The 25,498-nt window shown below is 72.8% G+C and carries 26 protein-coding genes; 13 read left to right on the top strand and 13 right to left on the bottom strand.

Going from position 1 to position 25,498, the window contains the following annotated elements; translation table 11 throughout:
• Positions 1-23 precede the first annotated feature (23 nt).
• The 3 genes from IF37_RS0107810 to IF37_RS44375 form a co-directional block, all read right to left on the bottom strand.
• Positions 24-917, bottom strand: a complete 894-nt coding sequence (locus tag IF37_RS0107810; RefSeq protein ID WP_052845026.1) for a hypothetical protein — start codon at positions 915-917, stop codon at positions 24-26.
• Positions 918-1,114: 197 nt separating this feature from the next.
• Positions 1,115-2,119 (bottom strand): peptidoglycan-binding protein, encoded by a 1,005-nt coding sequence (locus IF37_RS40745; protein WP_052845027.1) that lies wholly within the window; start codon positions 2,117-2,119, stop codon positions 1,115-1,117.
• Between the two features lies 1 nt (position 2,120).
• Complete coding sequence (locus IF37_RS44375; protein WP_158727306.1) at positions 2,121-2,267, bottom strand: hypothetical protein; 147 nt, start codon at positions 2,265-2,267, stop codon at positions 2,121-2,123.
• 272 nt (positions 2,268-2,539) lie between these two features.
• Between IF37_RS44375 and IF37_RS0107825 the strand changes: the two genes are divergently transcribed.
• From IF37_RS0107825 to msrA, 3 genes are all read left to right on the top strand, one after another.
• Positions 2,540-6,379 carry an AAA family ATPase gene (locus IF37_RS0107825; RefSeq protein ID WP_030738304.1) on the top strand — a complete coding sequence of 1,280 codons (3,840 nt, stop codon included), beginning with the start codon at positions 2,540-2,542 and terminating at the stop codon, positions 6,377-6,379.
• 62 nt (positions 6,380-6,441) lie between these two features.
• Positions 6,442-6,984, top strand: coding sequence for a GNAT family N-acetyltransferase (locus tag IF37_RS0107830; protein WP_030738307.1), 543 nt, complete (start codon positions 6,442-6,444; stop codon positions 6,982-6,984).
• Positions 6,985-7,147: 163 nt separating this feature from the next.
• Positions 7,148-7,669 carry a peptide-methionine (S)-S-oxide reductase MsrA gene (gene msrA, locus IF37_RS0107835; RefSeq protein WP_030738309.1) on the top strand — a complete coding sequence of 174 codons (522 nt, stop codon included), beginning with the start codon at positions 7,148-7,150 and terminating at the stop codon, positions 7,667-7,669.
• Between the two features lie 114 nt (positions 7,670-7,783).
• On the opposite strand, the gene IF37_RS0107840 is transcribed toward msrA, so the two are convergent.
• Positions 7,784-8,857 carry an acyl-CoA desaturase gene (locus IF37_RS0107840; RefSeq protein ID WP_030738311.1) on the bottom strand — a complete coding sequence of 358 codons (1,074 nt, stop codon included), beginning with the start codon at positions 8,855-8,857 and terminating at the stop codon, positions 7,784-7,786.
• Between the two features lie 353 nt (positions 8,858-9,210).
• On the opposite strand from IF37_RS0107840, the gene IF37_RS0107845 reads away from it, so the two are divergent.
• The 6 genes from IF37_RS0107845 to IF37_RS0107870 all read left to right on the top strand — a co-directional run bounded on the left by IF37_RS0107845 (position 9,211) and on the right by IF37_RS0107870 (position 13,964).
• On the top strand, positions 9,211-9,732 hold the full coding sequence (locus tag IF37_RS0107845; RefSeq protein WP_030738312.1) for a toxin-antitoxin system HicB family antitoxin: 522 nt from the start codon (positions 9,211-9,213) through the stop codon (positions 9,730-9,732).
• A gap of 82 nt (positions 9,733-9,814) precedes the next feature.
• Positions 9,815-10,660, top strand: a complete 846-nt coding sequence (locus IF37_RS0107850; protein WP_030738315.1) for a DUF4097 family beta strand repeat-containing protein — start codon at positions 9,815-9,817, stop codon at positions 10,658-10,660.
• Positions 10,661-10,763: 103 nt separating this feature from the next.
• Positions 10,764-11,753, top strand: a complete 990-nt coding sequence (locus IF37_RS0107855; protein WP_030738317.1) for a daunorubicin resistance protein DrrA family ABC transporter ATP-binding protein — start codon at positions 10,764-10,766, stop codon at positions 11,751-11,753.
• Positions 11,750-12,541, top strand: a complete 792-nt coding sequence (locus IF37_RS0107860; protein WP_030738320.1) for an ABC transporter permease — start codon at positions 11,750-11,752, stop codon at positions 12,539-12,541. The genes IF37_RS0107855 and IF37_RS0107860 overlap by 4 nt, the downstream gene beginning before the upstream one ends.
• Before the next feature lie 129 nt (positions 12,542-12,670).
• On the top strand, positions 12,671-13,231 hold the full coding sequence (locus IF37_RS0107865; protein WP_030738323.1) for a GNAT family N-acetyltransferase: 561 nt from the start codon (positions 12,671-12,673) through the stop codon (positions 13,229-13,231).
• A 34-nt stretch (positions 13,232-13,265) separates the two neighbouring features.
• Entirely contained in the window at positions 13,266-13,964 is a 699-nt protein-coding gene (locus IF37_RS0107870; protein WP_030738326.1) for a VOC family protein, read from the top strand.
• Between the two features lie 165 nt (positions 13,965-14,129).
• On the opposite strand, the gene IF37_RS0107875 is transcribed toward IF37_RS0107870, so the two are convergent.
• On the bottom strand, positions 14,130-15,029 hold the full coding sequence (locus IF37_RS0107875) for an NAD-dependent protein deacetylase (protein ID WP_030738330.1): 900 nt from the start codon (positions 15,027-15,029) through the stop codon (positions 14,130-14,132).
• A gap of 382 nt (positions 15,030-15,411) precedes the next feature.
• On the opposite strand from IF37_RS0107875, the gene IF37_RS0107880 reads away from it, so the two are divergent.
• Both IF37_RS0107880 and IF37_RS0107885 read left to right on the top strand, forming a co-directional pair.
• On the top strand, positions 15,412-16,815 hold the full coding sequence (locus IF37_RS0107880) for a DUF11 domain-containing protein (protein ID WP_030738333.1): 1,404 nt from the start codon (positions 15,412-15,414) through the stop codon (positions 16,813-16,815).
• A 122-nt stretch (positions 16,816-16,937) separates the two neighbouring features.
• Positions 16,938-17,138, top strand: coding sequence for a hypothetical protein (locus IF37_RS0107885; RefSeq protein WP_030738336.1), 201 nt, complete (start codon positions 16,938-16,940; stop codon positions 17,136-17,138).
• A 71-nt stretch (positions 17,139-17,209) separates the two neighbouring features.
• On the opposite strand, the gene IF37_RS0107890 is transcribed toward IF37_RS0107885, so the two are convergent.
• Positions 17,210-18,187 carry a CorA family divalent cation transporter gene (locus tag IF37_RS0107890; RefSeq protein WP_253915683.1) on the bottom strand — a complete coding sequence of 326 codons (978 nt, stop codon included), beginning with the start codon at positions 18,185-18,187 and terminating at the stop codon, positions 17,210-17,212.
• Between the two features lie 170 nt (positions 18,188-18,357).
• Here IF37_RS0107890 and IF37_RS0107895 point away from each other — a divergent pair, with 170 nt between their 5' ends.
• On the top strand, positions 18,358-18,996 hold the full coding sequence (locus tag IF37_RS0107895; protein ID WP_030738342.1) for a hypothetical protein: 639 nt from the start codon (positions 18,358-18,360) through the stop codon (positions 18,994-18,996).
• A 125-nt stretch (positions 18,997-19,121) separates the two neighbouring features.
• Positions 19,122-19,409 (top strand): DUF4190 domain-containing protein, encoded by a 288-nt coding sequence (locus IF37_RS0107900; RefSeq protein ID WP_030738345.1) that lies wholly within the window; start codon positions 19,122-19,124, stop codon positions 19,407-19,409.
• A gap of 166 nt (positions 19,410-19,575) precedes the next feature.
• Here the strand turns inward: IF37_RS0107900 and IF37_RS0107905 are convergent, their stop codons facing one another.
• The 7 genes from IF37_RS0107905 to IF37_RS0107935 all read right to left on the bottom strand — a co-directional run bounded on the left by IF37_RS0107905 (position 19,576) and on the right by IF37_RS0107935 (position 25,425).
• Positions 19,576-20,445 carry a class II glutamine amidotransferase gene (locus IF37_RS0107905; protein ID WP_030738347.1) on the bottom strand — a complete coding sequence of 290 codons (870 nt, stop codon included), beginning with the start codon at positions 20,443-20,445 and terminating at the stop codon, positions 19,576-19,578.
• A gap of 144 nt (positions 20,446-20,589) precedes the next feature.
• Positions 20,590-20,862, bottom strand: coding sequence for a hypothetical protein (locus tag IF37_RS0107910; protein ID WP_030738349.1), 273 nt, complete (start codon positions 20,860-20,862; stop codon positions 20,590-20,592).
• A 310-nt stretch (positions 20,863-21,172) separates the two neighbouring features.
• Positions 21,173-21,466 carry a hypothetical protein gene (locus tag IF37_RS0107915; RefSeq protein WP_030738351.1) on the bottom strand — a complete coding sequence of 98 codons (294 nt, stop codon included), beginning with the start codon at positions 21,464-21,466 and terminating at the stop codon, positions 21,173-21,175.
• Entirely contained in the window at positions 21,456-22,361 is a 906-nt protein-coding gene (locus tag IF37_RS46340) for a hypothetical protein (protein ID WP_030738353.1), read from the bottom strand. The genes IF37_RS0107915 and IF37_RS46340 overlap by 11 nt, the downstream gene beginning before the upstream one ends.
• 176 nt (positions 22,362-22,537) lie before the next feature.
• A complete protein-coding gene (locus IF37_RS0107925; protein ID WP_030738354.1) occupies positions 22,538-23,476 on the bottom strand; it encodes a Ku protein in 939 nt (312 codons plus the stop codon).
• Between the two features lie 189 nt (positions 23,477-23,665).
• Complete coding sequence (locus tag IF37_RS0107930; RefSeq protein WP_253915684.1) at positions 23,666-24,472, bottom strand: hypothetical protein; 807 nt, start codon at positions 24,470-24,472, stop codon at positions 23,666-23,668.
• A 101-nt stretch (positions 24,473-24,573) separates the two neighbouring features.
• On the bottom strand, positions 24,574-25,425 hold the full coding sequence (locus IF37_RS0107935) for a LysR family transcriptional regulator (protein WP_253915685.1): 852 nt from the start codon (positions 25,423-25,425) through the stop codon (positions 24,574-24,576).
• Between the last annotated feature and the right edge of the window lie 73 nt (positions 25,426-25,498).

Consider the following 25,498-nt stretch of genomic DNA (forward strand, 5'->3'; position numbering starts at 1 on the left):
GAGCGCCCTTTCGCGTGGCGGGCTCAGTGGAACAGGGTCGTGTACAGACGGGCCTTGTAGATCCGGGCGCCGGGGCGGGTGCGCTCGCCGCCCTCGGAGAAGTGCACGGTGGGCCCGCCCCAGACGGAGTCCTCCGCGTCGGGGTCGGTGGTCCACATGCTCTGGCCGCCCGCGTGGCGTACGTAGGACTTCGGGTAGGGCAGCGAGATTAGAGGGGTGAGGGCGCGGGTCCTCTTGTCGAGGACGTGGACGTGGTGGCTGTCGGCGACCAGCAGCGTGCCGGGCCGGTGGTAGTCCGGCTGGAGGTCATGGCCGTTGCCGGGGATGGTGATGTCCGGACCGTGTTTGACGAGCCGGGAAGCGCGCATCGACCCGGTGACGCGGTAGCTGCGGACGACGGTGCCGCCGGTCACCCAGAGCAGCTCGTTCTGGTCGTCCCACAGGACGGCGTGGGCCTTCGGGAACGTGAGGGTCTGCACCTCCTTCAGGGTGGCCGGATCGCTGCTGGACGGCCCGAAGACGTGCAGCCGGTCGCGTGAGCCGGCGACCACGACCGTGCCGGCCCCGGGCACCCGCTCGATGCAGTGCGGATAGCTGGTGATCCGGGCCGACCACAGCAGGTCGGCCCGGGTCAGGTGCGCCTTGCCGGTCACGTCGACGATCGCGGCCCGGCCCTCGCCGGGGCTGCCGAAGGTCATCAGCGCGATCATGCCGTAGCGCTGGGTGTCCCGGAAGCGGATCTCGAAGGGGTGGTCCCAGCCGGGGGCGTTGCCCGTGCTGAAGCTCCACCGGACGTTGGCGTCGGTCCACTGAGCGGCCCGGTCGAACAGGAGGATCCGTCCGGTGTGCTGTTCGGTGATCGCCACCTTGTAGGCCGTCGGCGCGGCCGCACCGGATGTGTCGTTCGAGGTGCCCATCTGCCGTTCTCCTGATCCGTGCTGGGTGAGGTGTGCGGGCGGGGTGTGTGACGGGGGCGGGTGACGGGGACGTGCCCGGTCCGGGCCGGGCCGACGGATGCCGGCCGGGCCCGGACCCGGACCCGCACGCCGGTCACCGGCGTGCCGGTCCGGAAGGCCGCCCCCCGTGGCGGTCTTCCGGACCGTGGGTCAGCGGTTCAGAACGAGCCCGCGTTCAGGGCCTTCTGCAGGGCGCGGGTGGTCGCCGCGTCCCACTCGCCGCCGGCCGGCGCGGCCAGATGGCTCTGGAGGGCGCTGACCGTCTTCGGGCCGACCACGCCGTCCGCGGTGACCTTCAGGTACTGCTGGAGGGCGGTGACGGTGAGCGGCCCGAAGGCCCCGTCGACCTCCAGCCGCGCCTGGGCGCGGGTGTTGAGGGCGCGCTGGAGCGCCGCGCAGGTGGCCGGTCCGAACTCGCCGTCGACCTCCAGCACCGCGGGGGCGGCGAGGCGGGCCTTCGGCCGGATCGGTGCCTTCCTGCCCGCCAGGGCGGCCTTCATCATCGCCGCGGACTGCGGGCCGTACTCGCCGTCCACGTGCAGGTGATGGTCGGCCTGGAAGGCCCTGACCGCCTTCTGCGTGGCCGGCCCGAACGCGCCGTCCACGGTGAGACCGGCCTTCTGCACCGTGTTGAGGTTCTTCTGGAGGGTCTTGACGGCCTGGCCCTTCGAGCCGAGCCGCAGGATGCCGTCACCGGAGGGCATCGGTGCACCGCCGCTCCCGTAGGCGGGGCGGCCGTAGCCCACGACACAGGCCGAGCTGCGCCGCCTGCGGCGGAACGCGTCGGAGGTGTTGCCCTCCAGGGTGGTGATGGTGCGGTTGGAGTGGACCGCCTCGACGATGCCGACGTGGTCGATGGCACCGATGGAGCGGGAGCCGGACCAGTCGAAGAAGACGATGTCACCCGGGCGGATCCCGCCGATGCCGTAGTGCCAGCGGCCCTTGTTCTGGAAGGCGCGGGCGTGGGCGGTGGTCAGCGCGTACTTGCCGCCTATCGCCGAGAGGTTGTCGGAGTGGGCGGCCGCGTAGCAGACGGCCATGTCGCACCACGGCCCGGTGAAGCCGTACCACCGGGTGACCAGGTTGCGGTTGGAACCGGGAGGGTGCTCGGTGGTGCCCAGCAGCCTGCGGGCCGCGGTGAGCATGCCTTGTACGTTCCCCATGTCAGAACTCCACGTCTTCGGGAAGGGCCTGGACGTCTCCGGTCACCGCGTCGTCGGGGTTCTGGCTGACGCCGTCCTGGTCGGGATCGACGTCGAAGATCCCCGCGCCGCCCACCGGATAGGGCGGCTTCTCCTCGGGCTCGGTCACGAGCGCTCCTTCACGTACGGACTCGGGTGTGCGGAGGGAAATGAACGCCGGTCCGGTCCGCACGAGAGCCGGCCGGCGCTGCCCGGCCCGCCGTTGCGGTGCCGCTGCGACATCGAGTCCAGCGGCCGCGGAGTTGGTTGGCAGCCCCTGTTCGTGCGCGTAATCAACGCGCCGGACCCGCCGCGCCGCCTGGCCGCCCCACAGGCCGCGCCCTACCGTGACAAGCGCGGCGCGGGGGACGGCGCCGGTGCGGGCAGGGGGGAGAACAGGAAATGGGACGTCCGGAGAACCCGCTCGACCCGGAGTCGGGGCCTCTTCAGCGGTTCGCGGTCGGGTTGCGGGACCTGCGGGCGCGGGCCGGCGGACCGACGTACCGCGCGATGGCGCAGCGGACGCCGTACTCGGCCGCGGCCCTCTCCCAGGCGGCGGCGGGCGAACGGCTGCCGACGCCGGAGGTGACGCGGGCGTACGTCATCGCGTGCGGCGGGGATCCCGACGAGTGGGAGGGGCGCCGGCGGGCCGTGGCCGACGAGCTGGCCGCCCTCCCCCGGGAGGACCAGGACGTGCGGGAGTCGCCGTACCGGGGTCTGGCCCGGTTCGAACCGGACGACGCGGCGGTCTTCTTCGGCCGGGACCAGCTCGTGGACGATCTGGTCGAGCTGGTGCGCGGACACCGGTGCGCGGTGGTGCTGGGACCGTCGGGCAGCGGCAAGTCCTCCCTGCTGCGGGCCGGGCTGATACCCCGGCTGCGCACCACGACCGACACCGCCCTGCGCCCCGCCGCCCTGCGCGTCCTCACCCCCGGCGCGCACCCGGTGCGCACCCACGCGGACAGACTGCGGCCCACCGGGGACCCGGGCGACACCCTCGTGCTGGTCGACCAGTTCGAGGAGGTCTTCACCCTCTGCCCGGACCCGCGGGAACGCGCCCGGTTCATCGACCTGCTGCTGGCGGCCCGGGAGCCGGGCAGCCGGCTGCGCGTGGTGCTGGGCGTGCGGGCCGACTTCTACGGCCGCTGCCTGGAACACCCCGAACTGGCCCGGGTGCTGCGGGACGCGGCGGTCCCGGTGCCGGTCATGGACCGCGAGGAGCTGCGCGAGGCGGTCGTCAAGCCGGCCGTGGCACGCGGCCTCACCGTCGAACGGGTGCTGACCGCACAGCTGGTGGAGGAGGTGGCCGGCGAGCCGGGCGGCCTGCCCCTGCTGTCGCACGCCCTGCTGGAGACCTGGCGGCGGCGCTCCGGCCGCACCCTGACCCTGCGCGCCTACGAGGCGGCCGGCGGAGTACGCGGCGCCATCGCCCAGACGGCGGAGGACCTGTACGCGGGGCTCTCCGACGGCCAGGCCCGGCTGGTACGACGGGTGCTGCTGCGCCTGATCGCGCCCGGCGAGGGCACCGCCGACACCTGCCGGCCGGTGGAGCGCGCCGAACTGCGCACCCACGGCCCGCACTCCGCGGATGCCGTCGACACCGTCCTCGAACGCCTCGCCCGCGCCCGGCTGGTCACCCTCGACGGGGACACCGTCCACCTCGCCCACGAGGCACTCATCACCGCCTGGCCCCGGCTGCGCGGCTGGATCGAGGAGGACCGGCACCGGCTGCGGATCCTGCGCCGGCTCACCGAGGCGGCCGAGGCGTGGCACGAACTGGGCCGGGAGCCCGGGGCGTTGTACCGGGGCACGCGGCTGGCCGAGGCCGCCGAGGCGTTCGTGCCGGCCGACCGCGACCGGGAACTGACCGCGACCGAACGGGACTTCCTCGCCGCCGGCACGGCCACGCGCTCCCGCGAACGCAGACGGCTGCGCGGACTGGTCGGCTCGGTCTCCGTGCTGCTGGTGCTGGCCCTGGTGGCCGGAGCCATGGCCTGGCAGCAGCACGGCACGAGCGAGCGCCGGCAGCTCGCCGCCGCCGCCCGTCGCGCGGCCACCACGGCCGCCGGTCTGCGCACCACCGACCCGCGCACGGCGCTGCGGCTGAGCGTCGCCGCCTGGCGGCTCAGCCGGACCCCGGAGACACGCTCCGAGCTCGTCGGCGCACTCGCCCAGCACGACCTGCCCACGTTCACGGTGCCCGCCGCCGACGTCGAACAGTTCGCCCCGGACGGACGGACCCTCGTCAGCGTCGGCGACGGCAGGTTCGTCCGCCGGGACCTGCGCACGCACCGGGTGCTCGACAGCCGGCGGATACCCGGTGACCCGGACGACGTCGCCATGGCCCAGGTCAGCCCTGACGGGCGCTACCTGGCCCTGCCGGCCGGACAGGAGGGGACGCGCGTCCGGCTGTGGGACACCCGCGCCGGCCGGTTCCGGTCCGGTGCCGTGGGACCCTCCGGCGACATGCCCGACCTGTCCTGGGAACGCCCGCCGGGCGACGGGGTCGCCGCGCGCCCGGACGGGTCCGGCGGACCCTGGGTGACCGCGGCGATCGGCGTCGGGTCCTGGTCCGGCTTCAGCGCCGCCGGACACGCCCTGCTGTTCGTCACCGGCGACCGCCTGGAGGTGTGGGACGCGGCGGGCGGGCGTCGCCTGTTCGCCCACTCCTCCGCCGCGCTGGAGGAGTCCGAGAGCGGCGACGTCAGCCCGGACAACCGCCTGGTGGCGGTCTGCGTCCAGGGCGGCGTCAACGTCTGGGACATGCGGACGCGACGCCGCGTCGACACGGCCTGGCGCAAGCGGCCCGCCTGCGGCCCGGACGCCGGGCTCCAGTTCTCGCCCGACAGCCGCACCCTGGCGATGGTGGACACGACCGGAGTGCGACGCGTCACGGTCCGCACCGGAACCGCGCTGCCGAAACTCGCGCAAACCGCGCCGACCAGCGCCGTCTTCAGCACCGACGGCAGGCTGCTGGCCGGGGTGGGCGGCAACGACATCCTGCTGTGGCGGCTGGACCGCCCCGAAGCCCCCGTGCTGCGCCACCCCTTGACCGACATCCAGCCGCGCGACGTCCGTATCGACACCGCCGGCCGCGTGCTGCGCTACACCGCCGACGCCTCGGACGGCGGGACCGTCGTCCACAGCCTCGACATCGACAGCGTGCTCCGGCCGCGCTGGAACCCGCGAGCCGTCGCCGAGGCGGCCCTCAGCGCGGACGGCTCGGTGCTGGCCGTCCTGGACAGCCGCGACCAGGGCTCCCCCCGGCCCCGCATCCTCGACGGGCACACCGGCCGGCCGCGGTACACGATCACGGCCGGACCACCCAAGGCCGCCGGCAACGCGCTCGGACCCGATCCCGCGATCATGGCGCTCAGCGCCGACGGCCGTCGCCTCGCCTTCGGCTCGGGCCCGGCCGACCTGATGGACGAACCGACGCGGATCACGGTCTGGGACACCGTGCGCGACCGGAGGCTCACCGAGTTCAGGCCCTACCGCGGCGACGCGTTCCCGACCGGGCTGGCCCTCGGCCCGGACGGCCGGGAACTGCTGACCACCGACAGCGACGACGCCACGGTGACCGTCTGGGACGCCGGCAGCGGACGGAAGCTGAGAACCGTGACCCGCCGTGGCGCGAAGGGTGACGACGGGACCGGCGACTCCATCAGCTCCCTCTCCGCAGACGGCGGCGTCCTGCTGACCAGCAGCGGAGCCCTGCTGCCGACCAACGGCCACGGCCCGCAGCGGATGACGGGGGACTGCCTGTGCGTCAGCGCCCTGAGCCCCGACGGCGGCCGTGTCGCCCTCGCCGCCACCGACGGGGGCATCACGCTGTGGGACACCGAGCGCGCCACCTCGCTGGGCGTGCTGCCCGGCGGCTTCTTCCGGGGCGCCACGGGCGGGCAGGAGGAGCCGACCGCGCTGGCGTTCTCCCCGGACGGCACCGTGCTCGCCGCGGCCGGCTCGCAGGGCACGGTGCGGCTCTGGGACGTCGAATCCCGCCAGCTGCTCGGCACCGACCTGCCCACGGCCGGCGACCGCGTCCTGTCCCTGGCCTTCACCGCCGACGCCGGCGACCTGTACGCGGCGGGCGAACACGTCACACTCCAGCACGTCGTCCTGGACCCCGAGCGCCTGACCGACACGGTGTGCCGCCGCGCCGGGGGCGGACTGTCCCGCGCGCAGTGGCGGATGTACCTGGCGGACGTCCCCTACCGGAAGGTCTGCCGGGGCTCCGCGTAGACACCGGCCGGTTCCGCACGGCCCATTGCGGTGACCCGCCCCGCGAAACAATCATGGCCGCCATGGAGCGACCGGGGCGGGTCATCGGGTGCGGGGACTTCGTCCTGCGCCGCTGGCGGGGACGGAGCGACGTGGCCGCGGCGTTCAGGCTGATCGAGGAGTCCGTGGACCACCTGCGCCCGTGGATGTCGTGGGTCGAGCAGTACAGCGAGGAGCGCACCCGGGACTTCCTCGACAGGTCCGAGGCGAACTGGGCGACCGGCGAGACGTACAACTACGCCATCAGCGCGGACGGCTCGCTCATCGGCATGTGCCAGACCTACCGCTGGACCGATCCCCGAGGGCGCAGGATGGGGTACTGGCTGCACCCCGCCGCCACCGGTCGCGGCATCGCCACCAGGGCGACGGCGGCCCTGGCCGCCGAGATGTTCGCCCTGCCGGACGTGGAGTACCTGGAGATCGCGCACGATCCCGCCAACACCGCGAGCGGCGCCGTTCCGCGCCGGCTGGGGTTCACCCGGGTCCACGACGAGCCGGCGTCACCTCCCGCGAGCCCCTCGGACAGCGGCGGCGAGGTGGTCTGGCGCCTGTACCGCCCCGCGTAGCCCCGGCCTGCGGACCGGTCCGGGCCCCGGCCGGACGCGGTCGGCCCCCGCCCGTCGCCTACTAGCGGGTAGGAACCGTACGACCCGTAATAAGCTGGGTGCACGTGAGAACCGAACGCCAACGACCGCACCGGACCGCGGCTCGAACAAGAGGGAGCGACCGATGACATCGGAAACCGAGCGAGCAGTCCTGGCGGGCGGCTGCTTCTGGGGCATGCAGGACCTGATCCGCAAGCAGCCGGGCGTGGAGTCCACCCGCGTCGGGTACAGCGGTGGTGACACCCCGAACGCCACCTACCGCAACCACGGCGACCACGCCGAGGCCATCGAGATCCTGTTCGATCCCTCGGTCACCTCCTACCGCGACATCCTGGAGTTCTTCTTCCAGATCCACGACCCGACCACGAGGGACCGCCAGGGCAACGACATCGGCCGCAGTTACCGGTCCGCCCTGTTCTACACCGACGAGGAGCAGCACCGCGTCGCCCTGGACACCATCGCGGACGTCGAGGCGAGCGGCCTGTGGCCGGGCAAGGTGGTCACCGAGGTCGAGCCCGTGGGCGACTTCTGGGAGGCCGAGCCCGAGCACCAGGACTACCTCGAGCGCTACCCGAACGGCTACACCTGCCACTTCCCGCGTCCCAACTGGAAGCTGCCGCGCCGGGCCTCGGCTCCGACGAGCTGAGACACCGCTCGCGCCGGGCGCCCGCCGCCCGCCCGTCCGGCCGGTTCCCCTCCGCGCGACGGCGCGGAGGGGAACTCGTGCCTCACGGCCCGCACACCCGCTGCCTCCCGCCCCTCAGGCCGCGCGCCGCCGCCTGATCGGCTCGCCCACGCGGTGCAGGTGCGCCAGCGCCTCACGGTAGGACCGGATCAGTCCGGTCTCGTGGTACGGGACTCCGATCTCGGCGCAGTACTGCCGCACGATCACCCGGGCCCGGCGCAGATGGGGCGTGGGCATGCTCGGGAACAGGTGGTGCTCGATCTGGTAGTTGAGCCCGCCGAGCATCACGTCGGTGAACCGGCCGCCGCGCACATTGCGGGAGGTGAGCACCTGGCGCCGCAGGAAGTCGAGCCGCTGGTCACCGGTGATCGTCGGCATGCCCTTGTGGTTGGGGGCGAAGGTGCACCCCAGATAGACGCCGAACAGACACTGGTTCACGGCGAGGAACGCCACCGCCTTGCCCGGGGGAAGTACCAGGAACAGGGCGGAGAGCAGGGCGGCGATGTGCAACAGGAGCAGCGCCCCCTCCAGCGGCCGGTTCCTCATGCCGGGCCGGCACAGCGCCCGCAGGCTCGCCACGTGCAGGTTGAAGCCTTCCAGGGTGAGCAACGGGAAGAACAGCAGGGCTTGGTGCCCCCCGAGCAGACGCGGCAGCCCCCGGCTGGCGCGGGCCTGTCCGGCGGACCACACCAGGATGTCCGGGGCGACATCGGGGTCCAGCTCCTCGTGGTTGGGATGGGCGTGGTGCCGGGTGTGCTTGTTCATCCACCAGCCGTAGCTCATGCCGATGCCGAGGTTGCCGAACAGCCGTCCTGATATCTCGCTGGGCCGGCGCCGCCGGAAGACCTGCCGGTGGGCCAGGTCGTGCGCCACCAGGGCGACCTGCCCGAAGACCAGGGCCAGGAAGGCCGCCACGGCCAGCTGCCACCAGGTGTCCCCGAGGGCGAGGAAGGCGGTCCAGCCGGCGGCGAACGACCCGGTCACCAGACCGAGCCGCACCGCGTAGTAGCCGGGGCGCCGCTCGAGCAGGCCCGCGGCGGCGATCCGCCGGGACAGCCTGGCGAAGTCGCTGCCGGCACCGGGGCCGGCGGTGCCCTCGTCGACTCCGGAGCCGGTGGGTGGGGCGGAGGCGCTGGGAGAGATCGTCATACCCGGGATTCTGGTGACGGGGGTGTGCCCGGAAGAAGCCTGCCAGCCACCCTCGGCACCCCACGCCCACCCCCACCGTCCGCCGGGGGTTACCCCCCGCCGAGGCGAAGATGGCGCCACCTTCGCACTGCGTGGCATCAGGTGGTGCCATGCGATGCCATGTGGTGGCACCTTCGTTGCGGAGGGCGGATGGAAGGAGACGTGATGTCACGGTCGTCAAAGTCGTCCCGCTGTCCGTCTGTGCAGGTCAGCGTGCTCGCTACCACTCCCTTCGCCCGTCCGGCACCGCCCGAACGCTGTCCGGATGCCGTTCGGGCTTGCGTGTGGCGCCATAGTGGTGCCATGATGGCGTTATGGACCTGACCCCGTATGTCGACACCCTTCGCCGTGAACTCGCGGTGGCCGCCGAGGCCGGCGGGGACGAAGCCCGCGAGCTGGCCGGGCGGCTGACCGCCCCGCTGGAGTCGGCGGCCCGTCTGACGATGCTCCACGTGCTCTCCGCCGCGATGGACGAGATCACCCGCGAGCTCGCCCCCGGCTCGGTCGACGTACGACTGCGCGGGCTGGACCCCGACTTCGTGGTCACGCCGCCGCCCGCCGAGCACGGCCCCGCCGAAGCGGCCGTGACGCCCGGCGGACCGCCCGCGGCACAGCCGCCCGCCGCGGGCGAGGAGGGCGGCACCGCACGCGTCAACCTCCGCCTGCCGGCCCCCCTCAAGGCGCGTGCCGAGGAGGCGGCGAACCGCGAGGGCCTGTCGGTCAACGCGTGGCTGGTGCGAGCCGTGTCCGCCGCGGTCGAGGACGGCGGCGCCCGGCCGCGCGTGACGGAGCGGAGCCGGACCGTCGGACAGAGCTTCACGGGCTGGGTGCGCTGACCGCGCCCGTAGCCCGCATTACCCACCTACACCACGTCCCACCAGCGGGGACGCCCTGAAGACCCAAGAGGACGGGACAGTCATGCCTTCTTTCGACACCCCTGAACCGATCTCGGTCACCGCGCGCGTGGAGGCCGGTTCCATCCAGTTCACCGCGGGCGACCGTCCCGACACCGTCGTCGTGGTGCGGCCCCGCGATCCGAAGAAGGACCAGGACGTACGGGCGGCCGACCAGACCGAGGTCACGTACGCGAGCGGCGTCCTGACCGTCACGACGCCCAAGCAGCGCTACCTGCTCGGACGCACCGGCACCGTCGACGTGACGGTCGAACTGCCCACGGGCTCGCACGTCGACATGACCGGGGCCTGGGCCCAGGTCCTCGGCGAGGGCCGGCTCGGCGAGGTCCACGTCAAGACCTCGTCCGGCGACGTACGGCTCGACGCGACCGGGCCGCTCCGGCTGACCGCCTCCCACGGCTCGATCACCGTGGACCGGATCGAGGGCGCGGCCGAGATCACCACCAGCTCGGGCAGTCTGCGCGTCGGCCTGGTCGACGGCCCCGCCGTCCTGAAGAACTCGCACGGCGGCACGACCGTCGGCGCCGCGACCGGCGAGCTGCGGGTGAGCGGTGCCAACGGCGACATCGACATCGCGCGGGCCGAGGGCTCGGTCACCGCCACCACCGCCCACGGCACCCTGCGGGTGGGCGAGGTGGCCGCCGGGAACGTCCAGTTGGAGACCTCCTACGGCGCCATCGAGGTCGGCGTCCGCGAGGGCACGGCGGCCTGGCTCGACGTCAGTTCGGGTTCCGGCCAGGTGCGCAACGCGCTCACCGCGTCCGAGACCCCGCAGGAGACCGAGGGCACCGTCATGGTCCGCGCCCGCACCCGGTACGGCAACATCGACGTCCGCCGCGCCCGCCCCTGAGCGCCGGCCCCGCCGACCCGCTCCCTCGCCCCGCCCCTCACCCCGGTCACTTCACCCCGGTCACTTCAGCCTTCGAACGGAGGGCTCCATGTCTTCATCTGTCATGCCCACGCCCAGAATGGGCGGTGGGCGGCCACCCGCCGCCGTCTCCGCCGTCGGTCTGCGCAAGTCGTACGGCGACAAGACCGTGCTCGACGGCGTCGACCTGCGCATCCCCGCCGGTTCCGTCTTCGCGCTGCTCGGCCCGAACGGCGCCGGCAAGACCACCGTCGTCAGGATCCTGTCCACGCTCATCACCGCCGACGGCGGCCAGGCCCAGGTCGCGGGCCACGACCTCGCCACCGCCCCGCACGCCGTACGCGCCGCCATCGGCGTCACCGGACAGTTCTCCGCCGTCGACGGACTGATCACCGGCGAGGAGAACATGCTCCTCATGGCGGACCTGCACCACCTTCCCCGACGGGAGGGACAACGGGTCGCCACCGAACTGCTGGAGCGCTTCGACCTCGCCGAGGCCGCGAAGAAGCCCGCCTCCACCTACTCCGGAGGCATGAAGCGCCGCCTCGACATCGCCATGACCCTGGTCGGCGGCCCACGCGTCATCTTCCTCGACGAGCCGACCACCGGACTCGACCCGCGCTCCCGGCACACCATGTGGCAGATCATCCGGGAACTGGTCACCGGCGGCGTCACCGTCCTCCTCACCACCCAGTACCTGGAGGAGGCCGACCAGCTCGCCGACCGCATCGCCGTGCTCGACGGCGGCCGGATCGCCGCCGAGGGCACCGCGGAGGAACTGAAGCGGCTCATCCCCGGCGGACACGTCCGGCTCCGCTTCACCGACCCGGCCGCCTACCGCGACGCCGCCACCGCGCTCCGCGAGGCCACCCGGGACGACGAATCCCTGGCGCTGCGCATCCCCAGCGACGGCAGCCAGCGCGAGCTGCGCACCGTCCTCGACCGGCTCGACTCGGCCGGCGTCGAGGCGGACGAGCTGACCGTGCACACCCCCGACCTCGACGACGTCTTCTTCGCCCTGACCGGCGGCGCCGCGCCGAGCCGGGCCCACCGGATCGAGGAGGACGCCCGATGAGCTCCCTCGCCCTCGCCGTACGCGACTCGACCACGATGCTGCGGCGGAACCTGCTGCACGCGCGGCGCTACCCGTCCATGACGCTCAACCTGCTGCTCACGCCGGTCATGTTGCTGCTGCTCTTCGTCTACATCTTCGGCGATGTGATGAGTGCCGGCATCGGGGGCGGCGGAGGGGACCGGTCCGCGTACCTCGCGTATCTCGTCCCGGGCATCCTGATGCTGACCATCGGCGGCACCACGATCGGCACCGCCGTGTCCGTCGCCATGGACATGAACGAGGGCATCATCGCCCGCTTCCGCACGATGGCGATCCACCGCGGGTCGGTGCTCATCGGACACGTGGTGGGCAGCGTGCTCCAGTGCGTGCTGAGCGTGGTCCTCGTCGGGGCCGTGGCGGTGGCCATCGGATTCCGGGCCGTCCACGCCGGCGCCCTGGAATGGCTCCTGGCCCTGGGCCTGCTGGCGCTCGTCGCCCTGGCGCTCACCTGGATCGCCGTCGGCATGGGCCTGTCCAGCCCGAACGCCGAGGCGGCCAGCAACAACGCCCTGCCGCTGATGGTCCTGCCGCTGCTGTCCAGCGCCTTCGTACCGGTCGACGCGATGCCGGGCTGGTTCCGGCCGATCGCCGAGTACCAGCCGTTCACCCCGGCGATCGAAACGCTGCGCGGGCTGCTGCTCGGCACCCGGATCGGCGACAACGGATGGCTGGCCGTCGTCTGGTGCCTGGGGCTGGCCGCACTCGGCTACCTCTGGTCCAGGGCTCGGTTCGACCGCGATCCGACGTAACGGCCACGAGGCTCCGGACCACCGGACCGGCCCCCACCCCCACCCCGGGGCGGCGTACCCCGACACCGCGTCGGCGTACGCCGCCCCGGCGCGCCGTCACCGTCCGTTCCCGCGCGCTACAGTCATCCGGTGCTCATCCCTCCCGAAGCGCTGCCCGGTGGCGTCCTGTTGCGGCTCGTCTCCGTCGACGACGCCGAAGCGCTGTGCTTCGCCTACAGGGCCAACCGGGAGTACCTGGCCCCGTGGGAACCTCACCGCCCGGACAGCTTCTTCACCGCCGACGGCCAGGCCGAACGCATCACCGAGCGGCTGCGGGAATGCGCGCAACGGCGGTCCGTGCCCTGGGTGTTGGACAGCGCCGGCACGATCGTCGGCACCGTCACGCTCTCCGGGATGACGTTCGGCCCCTTCTGCAGCGCCTATCTGGGCTACTGGGTGGCAGCGGACCGGCAGGGCAGGGGGCTGGCCGGCGCGAGCGTGGCGCGCGTCTGCCACGTGGCCCGCGACACCATCGGACTGCACCGCCTCGAGGCCACCACGCTGCTCGACAACGCTCCCTCCCAACGCGTGCTGGAGAAGAACGGGTTCGAGCTGATCGGCACCGCCCCGAGGTACCTGCACATCAACGGGCGTTGGCGGGACCACCGCCTGTTCCAGCGGATCCTGCACGACGGTCCGCCACCGGCCTGACGGCGTTGTCAGACCCACCCACTACCTTGCTCACATGACGTACACACAGGGCACGACCGAGCGGATCCCGCCGCGGCAGTTCCACGAGACCGCCGGCCTGGAGGACTGGCGCGTGCTGGGAGAAGGAGCCTGCGCCCACTTCCGCACCGGGTCGCTGGCCGCCGGCGCCGGGCTCGTGCGGGCGATCAGCGAACTGCCCGGCGCAGGGGCCGGCCACCCCGACATCGACGTCCGGCACGACGGCGTGACCGTGCGCCTGATCACGCTCACCGACGACTTCTACGGACTGAGCGAGCGGGACGTCGAACTGGCCCGGCGCATCTCCGAGGTGGCACGCGCGCTCGGGCTCACGGCGGACCCGTCCGCCGTGCAGACCGTCCAGGTCACCGTCGACGCCCTCGAGGGACCGGAGGTGGTGCGGTTCTGGCGAGCGCTGCTCGGCTACGCCGACCGGGCGAAGAGCCCGGAGGACCTGATCGACCCGCACCGCCGCGGAGCGCCTTTCTATTTCCAGCGGATGGACACGCCGCGCCCGCAGCGCAACCGGATGCACGTCGACGTCTGGGTGCCGTACGACCAGGCGGAAGCGCGCATAGCGGCGGCCGTCGCCGCCGGCGGCCGACTGGTGAGCGACGCCCACGCCCCGTCGCACTGGGTGCTGGCCGACCCCGAGGGCAACGAAGCCTGCGTCGGAACCGCCGGCTGGACCGGCCCGGAACCCACTCGCAGGTAGCCACCCCGGCCGCACGGGGCGCCAGCCGACCCGCGTACGGCGCGGCGGCCGGGACCCGGCGCCCGGAGCCCACCCGCCGTCGCGGACGCCATGATGGACGCGCGCCAGGCGGAGCGGAGCGGGCTCGCCGTACGAGGGCGGGCCGGGCCCGTGCCGGGCACGCCGTCAGGCCGCCGCCTCCCCGTCGGCAGGGATGCCCAACCGGTCGGCGACCCTGGTGAGGGCTGTTCCCAGCGGGAGCGCCACCCGGGTCGCGGCGTGCCGGTCGCCCCGGGTCGGGTCCCGGTTGACGATCAGCACCGGCTTGCCGGCCTGGGCCGCCTGACGGACGAACCGAAGCCCGGACATCACCGTCAGTGAGGAACCCAGGACCAGCAGCGAGGCCGCCTCACGGACCAGCGTGCGGCAGTGCTCGACCCGCCGCGGCGGAACCGTTTCGCCGAAGAACACCACGTCCGGCTTGAGGATGCCGCCGCAGACCGCGCACGGCACCACGCGGAAGTCCCCGACCTGCTCGTCGGTGAGGTCGGCGTCACCGTCCGGGTTGATGCCCGCGGCCACCGGTTCGAAGCCCGCGTTGGCCTCCTCCAGCCGCCGCGCGAGTTCGTGGCGCGGGCTGAGGGCACCGCAGGAAAGGCAGACCACCCGGCCCAGGCTGCCGTGGAGTTCCACCACGCCCTCGCTGCCGGCGGCCTGGTGGAGGCCGTCGACGTTCTGGGTGATCACGCCGGAGAGCAGGCCGCGCCGCCCGAACGCGGCCACGGCCCGGTGCCCGGCGTTGGGCAGGGCGCGGCCGAAGGTGCGCCAGCCGAGGTGGCTGCGCGCCCAGTACCGGCGCCGCGCCTGGCCGCTGGCGCTGAAGTCCTGGTAGGTCATCGGGGTGTGCCGGCTCAGGCTGCCGCCCTCGCCCCGGTAGTCGGGGATGCCCGACTCCGTCGAGATACCCGCTCCGCTGAGCACCACGACACCTCCGGCGCTCAGCGCGTCGGTGACGGGGCCGAGGTCCGTGGTGCCGGGAGGCAGGTCCTCGGAGGGGGTCCAGCTCAGAGTGGGGCGCATGCGCATGCCGCAAGGGTACGGAACACGGGAGGCCCGACGGGAACACGGCCTCGGGCGTCAACCAGGCGCCCGCCGGTTCAGCCCGCACATGGGTGAGCGGGGGAGCGGTGGCCGGTTGCTTTCGGCCGCTGCTGGGGTTGCCGGAGGGACCGGAGAGCACTTGTGTGACACCGGAGGCGTATCACCGCCGGTCCGCGTGACCGTGGGACACGAAATCCCCGGACAGGACCGGTGAAACCCGCACGCCGGAGTTGGCCGGACTCGTCCGGCGATCACTTTGCGTACCCGTCGGCATGCGGTGCGCTGTGCGGTGTTCCGGCTCCGTCAGCGGGCGCGAAGCGCGCCGGTCGGCGGCGCACTCCAGCAATGTCGACGCAAGGGAACAACAGTGACCACACCTTCCGCCGCTCCGCTCCGGGTCACCCTGGTCAACGGCAGTTTCGAGCAGCCGGCCGTCACCGCCTTCGAGATCCTGCCGGACGCCTCGCAGACCCAGGCGGCCAAGCGCGTCCCGGGCTGGCTCACCACCGCCTCCGACCACATGATCGAGCTGTGGCGGTCGGGGTTCAACGGCGTGCCGTCGGCGGAGGGCGCCCAGTTCGCGGAACTCAACGCCAACGAGGTGGCCACCCTCTACCAGGACCTGCCGACCACGCCGGGGACCAAGCTGTACTGGCGGCTCTACCACCGGGGCCGGCTGGGACAGGACACGATGGCCCTGGACATCGGCTCCCCGGGGTCCCCGGTGGAGCAGCGGCGTTTCACCGACGGCAACACCGCGTGGGGTTACTACACCGGCACCTACACCGTCCCGGCCGGGCAGACGACGACCCGCTTCTCCTTCCGGTCCGTCTCCGCCGCCGGCGGCAACCGCGGCGTGGGCAACTTCCTCGACGGTGTCTTCTTCGGCACCGCCGCCTATGTGGAGCTGACCAAGTCCGCGATCCCGGCGGGGCCGTTGGAGGTGGGCGACGTCATCACGTACCGCATCACCGCCCGGAACGAGGGCGGCGGCGCCGCGGAGAACCTCGTCCTGACCGACGGCATCCCGGAGGGCACCGCGTACGTACCCGGCTCCCTACGGGTCGTCGACGGCCCCAACGCCGGTGTGAAGAGCGACGCGCGGGGCGACGACCAGGCGTACTACGACGCCGCGGCGGGCAAGGTCGTGTTCCACCTGGGCAACGACGCGTCCGCCGCGCAAGGAGGCAGGCTGCCCAGCACCGAGACCCTGCCGGCGGGCACCACGGTGGAGTACCGGGTGGTCATCGAGCGGTCCGGCGGCGGCAAGCTGATCAGCAACACCGCCACCGCGTCCTACGAGAACAGGCTCGGGGACACGCCGGAACCGCTGACGGCCACCTCCGACGAACAGGTCACGGAGGTCAGGCCGGCGGCCGACCTGACGGTGGTGAAGGCGGCCGACGCGACCACGGTGACCGTCGGACAGACCGTGACGTACCGCGTCACCGTCCGCAACACCGGCCCGAACGACGCCACCGGCGTCGTCGTCGACGACCAGGTGCCGGACGGCCTCACCTTCCTGTCCGCCGACAGCACGTCCGGCTCCTACGACCCGGCCACCGGACTGTGGTCCGTGGGCGACCTGGCCGACGGCGCCACCACGACCCTCGTCCTGCGGGCCAAGGCCCTACAGGCCGGCCGGATCGGCAACACCGCCACCGTCACCGCCAACGAGAAGGACCCCGACCCCACGAACAACTCCGACTCCGTCACCGTCTGCGTCGAACCGGCCCCCGCCTGCTGCGGCCCCTGCTCCGAGCAGCAGTAGCGACGCGGCGCACCCGTCCGCCCCGTCCGCCCTCTCAGTGTCCGGCGCCCCGCCCCGGACGGCGGACGGCCGGGCGGGGCCCGGCCGAAGCACCGAGACGTCCCTTACACCGCTGTCGGGCGATGACACAGTACGACGGGATATGTGACGCGTTCGAGATCGCCGTGGGAGTGCGGTGCCTCGACCACGCCGAGGACACCGCGGCGATGGAGCGGATGTGCCGCTACGTCCACCGGCGCCACCGGCATCCACGAGTTCGGCGAGACTTCCGAGCGGACCTCCTCGCGAACCCGCCACTACAGATGCTGCGCTGCCGCGCCTGACCGGCCGGGCGGACGGAGCCGCGGGACCCGGGGCCGGCCGCGACCGGACGACGGCCCGAACCGCCGCCCGGCTAGTCGTCGTCCCGCAGCCGGCGCCAGATGCGGGTGCGGTGCAGCACGTAGAGGGAGCCGAGCAGGACGACCGCCTGGAGCCCCACCGCGATCAGCCAGAACTCGTCCCTCGTCTCCAGCCTGTTCGTCAGGAAGGTGAAGTTCATACCGAAGAACCCGGTCAGGAACGACAGCGGCAGGAAGATCACCGACACGATGGCCAGCCGGTTGATCACCCCGTTCTGCTCACCCGCGACGAGGGACGAGTAACTGGCGAACGCCCGCCGGGCGGCGTCCTGCAAGGTCTCGATGGTCGTGAGGACCGTACGCGCCGCGTGCTGGAACTCACGGGCGAGGCGTTGCCGGTCCTCCGGGAAGTCGCGGCTCGTCAGCCGGCGACCGATGACCTCGTCCACGACCTGGGCGTACGGCAGCAGCGCGTGGTGCAGCTCGGCCGAGCGGCGGCGCAGCTGCGCCAGCCGGTACACCTGCTGGGGGCCCCGCTGCCGGAACATGTCGTCCTCGAGCTCCTCCACCTCCAGCAGCGCCGCGACCGCGGCGCGCCGGAAGGTCGTCAGGGCCTCCTGGAGCATGAGGAAGAGGACGGCGACGGCGTCGTGCGGCCGCTCCCGCCGGAGGTGTCCCATCATGTGCGGCGCCAGGACCGCCGGTTCCTGGTGCGCGGTGACCAGGAAGCGGTCGTTCGCCACCGCGTGGACGTGCCTGATCCGCTCGTCATGGACCACCGGCACGACCAGACCGAGGAGACTGCCCACGAAGTCCGCGCGCACGGGCTCGTCCGCGCGGCCGAACCAGTCGAGCTCCTCGGCCCCCAGCCCGAGGAGCCGGGCCACCGGCTCGGCCTCCTCCGCTCGCTCCTGCGCCGTCAGCTCCACGTCGACCACGAGGAACCGGGCGGTGCCGAGCCGACGGCGGGCCTCCGTGACGTCCGTACGCACACCGGCTGCCTCCGGCATCGACACCACCGTTACGATCATCGCCCCTCACCGTCAGTCCCGAAGCCCGTGGTTCCGAGCGTCCCCGTGTGGCGCGGACCGCGCATCCGAAGCCACTCGTGCGCGCCGCGCGGAGACCTCCGAACGGATGAGGGACCGGGAGGATTCGCGCGTTCGCATGGGCTCTCCCTCCCCGGGGAAGGAACCAGGCCATGTCCGAGACGGTCTACGGCTTACTGGGCGCGCTGGGCGGGGCGCTCATCACCGCCGCCGGCGCCTACTGGGGCCCCCTGCGCGTGTCGGCGGCCGCGCGGAGGGCGGCGGCGAAGGCGGAGGGCCGGGCACGCAGGGAGGCCGAGACGACACGGATCATCCTCATGCGCACCACGACGCGCACCTGGCGTGATCTCCTGGCACGGACCATCCAGGACCTCGAACTCGGTCTCCTCGTGGACATCGCGGCGTTCGACGAGGCGGTGACCACCGCCCGGAACAGCGCGCAGTCCGCCCTCGACCACGCGCTGCACGACGGCATCTGGATCCAGCAGACCGGCTACGGCTACCCCGCCGCGCCTTCCGGCCCCTTCGGCCCCGACCAGCTCCGGGTCCTCACGGCGCTCGGCCGGCTGACGCATGTGACCCGGGCGGCGGTGATCAGGCGGGAACCGCTGGACGACGACCGGGCCGAGGCCCTCAAGCGGGCACTCGACGCGGCGGACGAGGCCCGCGGGGAGCTGTCCGCGGCACTCCTCAACCGGCTCGAGCAGATCATGGGCGTCACCGTCATCGCCGGACAGGCGTCGGCCCCGCTCCTCCCGGACGAGTCCGCGGGCGACGGTCCGACGGGCTGATCCTCGATGCCGAGCGCCGTTTTCGTTGACATGGAGGATGCGGTGAAGGGCATACGGGGGGTCAAGGGGAAGCCAAAGAGGCTTAAGGGTTGTTGAGCCCGATCGTCGTCAGCGCGGGAGTACCGATGACAAGTTACGGCGGATCTTCTACCGCATCCACTCGTTCTCGCACCAACGGCCTGGCGATCGCAGGTTTGTGCTGCGGCATCGTCGGACTGTTCATACTCAACATAGTCCTGGGGCCGCTGGCAGTCGTCTTCGGCGCGGTAGGTCTGCGTCAGTCGGCTGCCAAGGGCGGTGCCGGAATGGCGAAAGCCGGCATCGTCCTCGGCATAGTCGGCGTCGTCCTGTGGCTGATCCTCCTGGCCGTCGCCACGCAGAGCGGCGGTTTCAGCTGGCACGTGGGCGGCTGACCAGCCGGACGACCGACGAAAACGTGTGCGGCCCGTCCCCGTGGCGGGCCGCACGGTTGTGTCCGGGCCGTCCCTCGGGCCGAGCCCCGGGTCGTCCCCTGGGCGAGCGCGACGGCCCGGCCTCGGCGGTCTCGCGTACGCGGGCCCGGGCGACCCCGTACGTACGTCAGGCGGCCTTCTGGGAGGCGGCCGCGTCGGGGTGCAGATCGTCGAGGGTGAGCCGGTGCGCCGGCGGGTCCGGTAGGACGACCCGGTGGACGACGCGCAGATCGGGGCCGACGTGCAGCAACTCGCCGGGCTTCATCCGGCGCCAGTCGGGCGCGTCGTCCATGCGCTCGCTCGCGACGACGACGGCGGGGTGGTCGGCCAGGGGCGCCGAGTGGACGCGCATGCGGCCGTGGCTGCCGCTGTGGTCGAGGTGCCGGCTGCCGTGCTGGCCACCGGCCCGGCGCCGAAGGACCCACAGGTCGTGGGTGTCCGGATAGCGCAGCGCCCACAGCTCCCGCGGGGTGACGAGGATCAGGTTCAGGGCGTAGACGGGCAGCTCGGCGGCGATCCAGCGGGCGGCCTGCGTCAGGCCGGCGGTGACGTCCCCGTCGTGCCGCCGGGTCTCCCGGGTGATCAGGGCGAAGAACCGTTCGGAGTCGGTGTCGCCCTCCACCAGTGACCGGTCGGCGCCCAGGTGATCGTCGAGCCGGTCGAGGCCCTCGATGACCCCGTTGTGGGCGAAGAGACGCCCGTCCTGCTCGAAGGGGTGGGTGTTGCGCATGTCGAGGCTGCCCGTGGAGGCGAAGCGCACATGGGCGACGAAGGTCGCCGACTCCTTCCGCCGGGCCTCCCGGGCGAAGGCGCGGTCGTCATAGGCGGCGATCGGCGCCTTGTCGATGTGTGGCGTACCGGCCGCGTCGAACCAGCCCAGGCCCGTGCCGTCGGGGTCGCGGTGGCTTTGCAGGCTGAGGCTGTCCGGGGCGTCGAGCAGCCAGAAGGTGGCGTACGTACGTCGCGGGGCGCTGCTGAGGCCGAAAAGACGGCACACGGGTGACCTCCATGACGGCCGGCCGGCCCCTCGGCCCATGCGGGGAGCGCGGTCGGCGGGCCGGTTCTTGACAAGTGGTCTGCGGTCTCCTGCCGGTGCCGGCGTGGACATGTCGGCGGTCGCCGTCCTCGGCCGCCCGCCGCGTCACGGCGGGTTGGCCGCCATACGACAGGCACCGGTCGCGGCGCCGCCGGGCACCCCGGCCTCCGTCAGGGCGCTCACACACCCCCGCAGATCGTTGTGCACCCCTCGGGTGCACGCCGCCGTGACGGCGTCCGAGACACCGACGCCCGTCTGCCGGACCATGTTCGTGCAGGCGGGGATGTCCGCCTGGGCGGTGGGAGCGACGAGGGCCGCGCAGCCCAGGGCGAGCGTCACACCGGTGAGGACACCGAGGACATGTGTCGGTATGCGCATGGCAAACACCTGGTTCCGCGGGTGGGCATGGGCGGCTGCGACACGCCGGGCAACGGACGCGGCCGGTGCGCGACCGCGGACCGAGGCCCCCGCCGGCCGCCGGCTCGGCACGGCCGCCTCCTCCGTCTTCGACGCTAGAACAGCCCACGGCCGCGCGCACGTTGACCCGGCGGGACCGCCTCTTCCGGGCACCCTTGCCACGAGTTCGTGCGAGCGGGAACCGGGCGCCGGGGCGGGGCGGAGCGTCGGGACCGGTGAGGGCGGGGCGGCCCGTCTGCGCGACGAGCCGATGACCGGGCCGGTGGCCTGCCTACCGCTGGTCGGGCCAGGTGGCCAGCACGTCGGCGGTCCGCTCGTCGGTCAGGGTGACGCGGGCGCCGGGCAGACCGCCGTACTCGCCGACCCAGCGCCGGAACTTGTCCCGTGCGACCTCCTCACGGCCCCACCACCCGTGCTGAACCGGCCGGCCGTCGGCGGAGAGCAGCAGGTGGTAACGGCCTCGGCCGGTCCTGCCGGGCGGCTCTTCCGGTCCGGCCCGCGCGTGCGGACGGTCGCGGCCGCCCTCGCGGGAGCGGGCCGCGCCGGAAGGCTCCTCATGAGGCACGGCGGAAGGGCAGGACCGCGGCCGGACCGATCGAGGCGGGGCCGAACCGGTCGCGGACGCGGTCCATGGCCTGTTCGGCCATGAGACGGGATTCTCGCGTGGTGTCCAGGCTGATCTGCTCGGTGACCCGACCGGCGTCGACGAGGTCCTCGGCCCTCAGCGCGATGCCGGTCAGCCGGGCGCGCTGGAGGCCCGCCGCGTCCATCAGCCGGTAGGCGACGGCACGCAGGTCCTGGTCATGGGCCGAGGGCTCCGGCCCTGGACGGCGCCACGGTCCGCGCCGCCCTGCTCGACCTCGTCGTCCGGCTCGGTCCGCTCGTACGGCGGCGGAGGCCGGCAGTGTCTGGGGAACGACGGGGCGGGGATCGACGCCGCGGGCCCGGTCGGCGGCGAGGCGGCCGGCCCTCCTGCCCAGCAGGCGTTGCACGGTCGCCGGGGAGACGGCGGCGAGCCGCCCGACGGAGTGCATGCCGTAGTCGCGGAGCGCCGCGGCCTGACGGGGGCCGATGCCGTGCAGGGCCCGCACCGGCAGCGGCCCGAGCCAGTCCGCGACCCGCCGCGGTGCGACGGCGAGCACGCCACCGGTCCCTTCGACCTGGGCGGAGGCGGTCGCGGCGACCGTGATCGTCGGTCCTATACCGACCCGGACGTCGACGCCGAGCCGCGAGACGGTCCGGACGCGGAGCATCTCACCCAGGTGGGCGGCGTCGGTGCCGTGGTAGTGCAGGGCGCCTTTCAGGTCCACGAGGGCGCAGCCCGGGGGCAGGGCCTGGACGACCGGGGACAGCCCGGCCAGTAGCTCCAGCACCTCCCGGTAGACATCCTCCGGCAGCCGGTCGGGGCAGCACACGTGCATCACCACCGACTGCCCAACCCGCGACGCGTCCTTGTGCATCGTCTTCACCTCCCACCATCCACGTTATCGAACACAAAATCGAACACGCGAGTGCTGGTGCCACCGGCCGGGGGAGGGCAAGCCCAGCCGGTCGCGCGCTCATCGGACCGCGCACCATGGGGCAGCCGGAGCCGTTCCCGCCCGCCTCCGATGTCACGGTGCCGGCCGATGTCCGCTCACGCCGTACGGGGCCGACGGCCCGGAGTCTTCTTCTCGGCCGTCTTCCGGGCGGCCGTCCGCTTCGCCGCGGTCTTCTCGGCCGGCTGCTTCTTCGCTGCCGCCTTCTTCGCCGGCTTCGGCAGCTCGCGCACCTCCGCGGGGCCGGTGTCCCCGGTCCGGGACGCCTTGGCCTTCTGCACCGACTGCTGCAACGCCGCCATCAGGTCCAGCACCTGCGCGGGTTCCTCCGGCGCGGGCGCCTCCGGCAGCGGCTTCTCCTCCCGCTTGGCTTCGATGATCCGCGCGATCGCCTCGGTGTACCGGTCGGTGAAATCGGGACCCTCCAGCGCGTCGACGGTCATCGTCTCCATGAGGGCGAGCGCGCCGTCGATCTCCTGCTCCGACACCTCGGCCGGCGCCGGCAACAGTTCGGAGGGATCGCGGATCTCGTCCGGCCAGCGCATGGCGTGCAGCACCAGGACGTCGTCGCGTACGCGCAGGAGCCCCAGCCGCTCGCGGCCGGACCAGGCGTACTTGGCGACCGCCACCTTCGAGGACCGCGCCAGCGCCTTGGCCAACAGCTTGTACGGCTTCGCCGCGACCTGGCCGGCTGGCTGGAGGTAGTAGCCCTCGGCGATCCGGATCGGGTCGACCGACTCCAGCGGCACGAACGCGTCGATCTCGATCGCCTTGGCGGTGGGCAGGGGCAGGTTGCTCAGATCCTCGTCCGTGATCGGGATGACCTGTGTCCGGGTCAGCTCATAGCCCTTGCCGATCTCGTCCTGGGAGACCTCCCGGTCCTCCAGCTCGCACACCTTGCGGTAGCGCACCCGCCCCTGATCGGCCAGGTGGTACTGGTGGAAGCGGATGCTGTGGTCCTCGGAGGCGCTGACCACCTGGATCGGCACCGTGACCAGGCCAAACGTGATCGCGCCGGACCAGATCGTTCGGGGCATGGCACACCTTTCGCACTCACCCCGAGCACCACCAGGCTATGAACGCCACCGACACCCCGCACGCGCACCCACCCGAACGGGTACGCCCGCGATGCCCCACCTCGCCCGGCGGCGTCGGGCGACGCACTGAGTTGTCGGCGAGGCTCCCCACCGGCTGTGCTCGTCGAAAGGGTGCCGGGCGTCCCTGCGTCAGAACGGTGGGTCTTCGAAGGAGCCGCCTGTCCCTTCGGCCGCCCACCCGGATTCACGTTCGGCCTTGAGACGGGCGTAACGCTCGCGGGCTGCCATGTCGTCCGCGTTCTCCAGGTCGCTGGTGTCGTGACCCCATGCCTTCATCGCGTCCAGGACGCGGTCTCGGTTGTAGCGGTCGGTGCTGGTGGCCAGCAGACGCCGGGCGTGGGTGACCAGCTCGCCCCGGTGCGTGGTGAGAACGGGATGCTCTGAGAGGGGGATCGCAGCGACGAGGGCCGCGTCGCGTACCTCCGCGTTGCCGTGGCCGAGAAGGGGATGGACAGCGGAGAAGATCGCCGGGCGCAGGTTTCGGAACTCCCGCATCTCCCCGTACTCGTCGAGGAATCCCTTGCCGAAATGGCGTTCGCCGAGGGCGACGCACTCGTCGTCGGCGTCGTAGGCGGTGCCCCTGAGCCACTCAAGCAGTCTCACGAGGGTGGGATGGTGGGGAGGAATGCCGGCATCGCGGCCGAAGTGGTCTGTCGCGATGGCCGGGTGGTTGAGGATGGCGGCGAGGTAGAGGGCTACGGGCACGGTGGCTTCGTAGATGGTGTTCTGGTGGGTCACTTCCCTGAGCGCGTTATCGGTGGCGGCGGCTCTGGCGACCGGGTCGTGGCTGAGGATCCGCGCCAGCGCAGTCGGCAGGGATTCGCCTGTCCCGCGTGCGGTGGTGAGCGACGCCCAATCTGTGCTGTCCAGGAGCGCTTGATAGTGGGGCAGCTCGTGGGGGCGGGACTTGTCGATCCGGCTGCGGCTGTTGATCACAGGCGGAGGCTATAGCGTCTGGGATCCAGTGCGGGGCGGGATGCCATGGCACCGCGGCGTTCGGATCGCTCACGAGCCGCGGCAGCACCGGTCGCCAGTGCTCAGCGACCGAACGCCGTGGTCGCGATCTGGACGAAGGAGCGGATCAGCGGGTTGGTGTCACCCTCGTTCCACACCGCCACCACTCGGCTCGGCGGCATGTCGATCAGTGGTACCACCGTCAGTTCCGCGGGGAGGCCGTGTCCGAGCGGGGCCAGGCCGACCGTGCCGTTCCACAGCACGGCCTGCCGGCACTCCTGGACGGCGCGCACCACCGGGCCCTCGCGCGGCCTGCCGCCGTTCCAGTACGACTGCCACACGGGATCGGTGCCTCGCGGGAACCGGAACCAGTGGCGGTCGTCCAGTTCGGCCAGCCGCAGCCGCTCGCGGCGGGCCAGCGGATCGTCGGCGCGCAGGACCACGCCCACCGGATCGCTTCGCAGCGCACGCACCGTCAGGGCGGTCTCGTCGAACGGCGCCCGAGTCAGCGCGACGTCAACCAGTCCGGCGCGCAGCCCGCAGGTCGGGTCGGTCAGGTCGGTTTCGCGGACGCGGATGTCGATGCCGGGGTGGTGTCGGCGGTAGGCGGCGGCCAGCCTGGCCACGCCCGGGTCGGTACCGTCGCCCAGGATGCCGATGGTGATGGTCGCGACGCCGGCCGCAGCGCTCACGCGTAGCCGGACGCGGTCGGCATGGTCGAGGAGGGCCCGCGCCTCGTCGAACAGCACCGTGCCCACCGGAGTGAGCGTGACGCCGGCAGGCGAGCGGGCGAAGAGCAGGGCCCCGACATCGGCCTCCAACTGCTTGATCGCCCGGCTCAGCGGCGGCTGACTCATGTGCAGTCGGGCGGCGGCCCGGCCGAAGTGGAGTTCCTCGGCGACCGCCACGAAGTAGCGCAACGTCCGTAGCTCCACGCCGCAACGATACCCATGAGGTATCGGCGCCGCGGGACAGGTCTTGGACAGCCCCGGGGCTCCGGCGGTGAAC

Origin of the sequence: Streptomyces sp. NRRL S-31 (assembly GCF_000718775.1) — a bacterium.
In the GTDB taxonomy this organism is placed as follows: Bacteria; Actinomycetota; Actinomycetes; order Streptomycetales; family Streptomycetaceae; genus Streptomyces.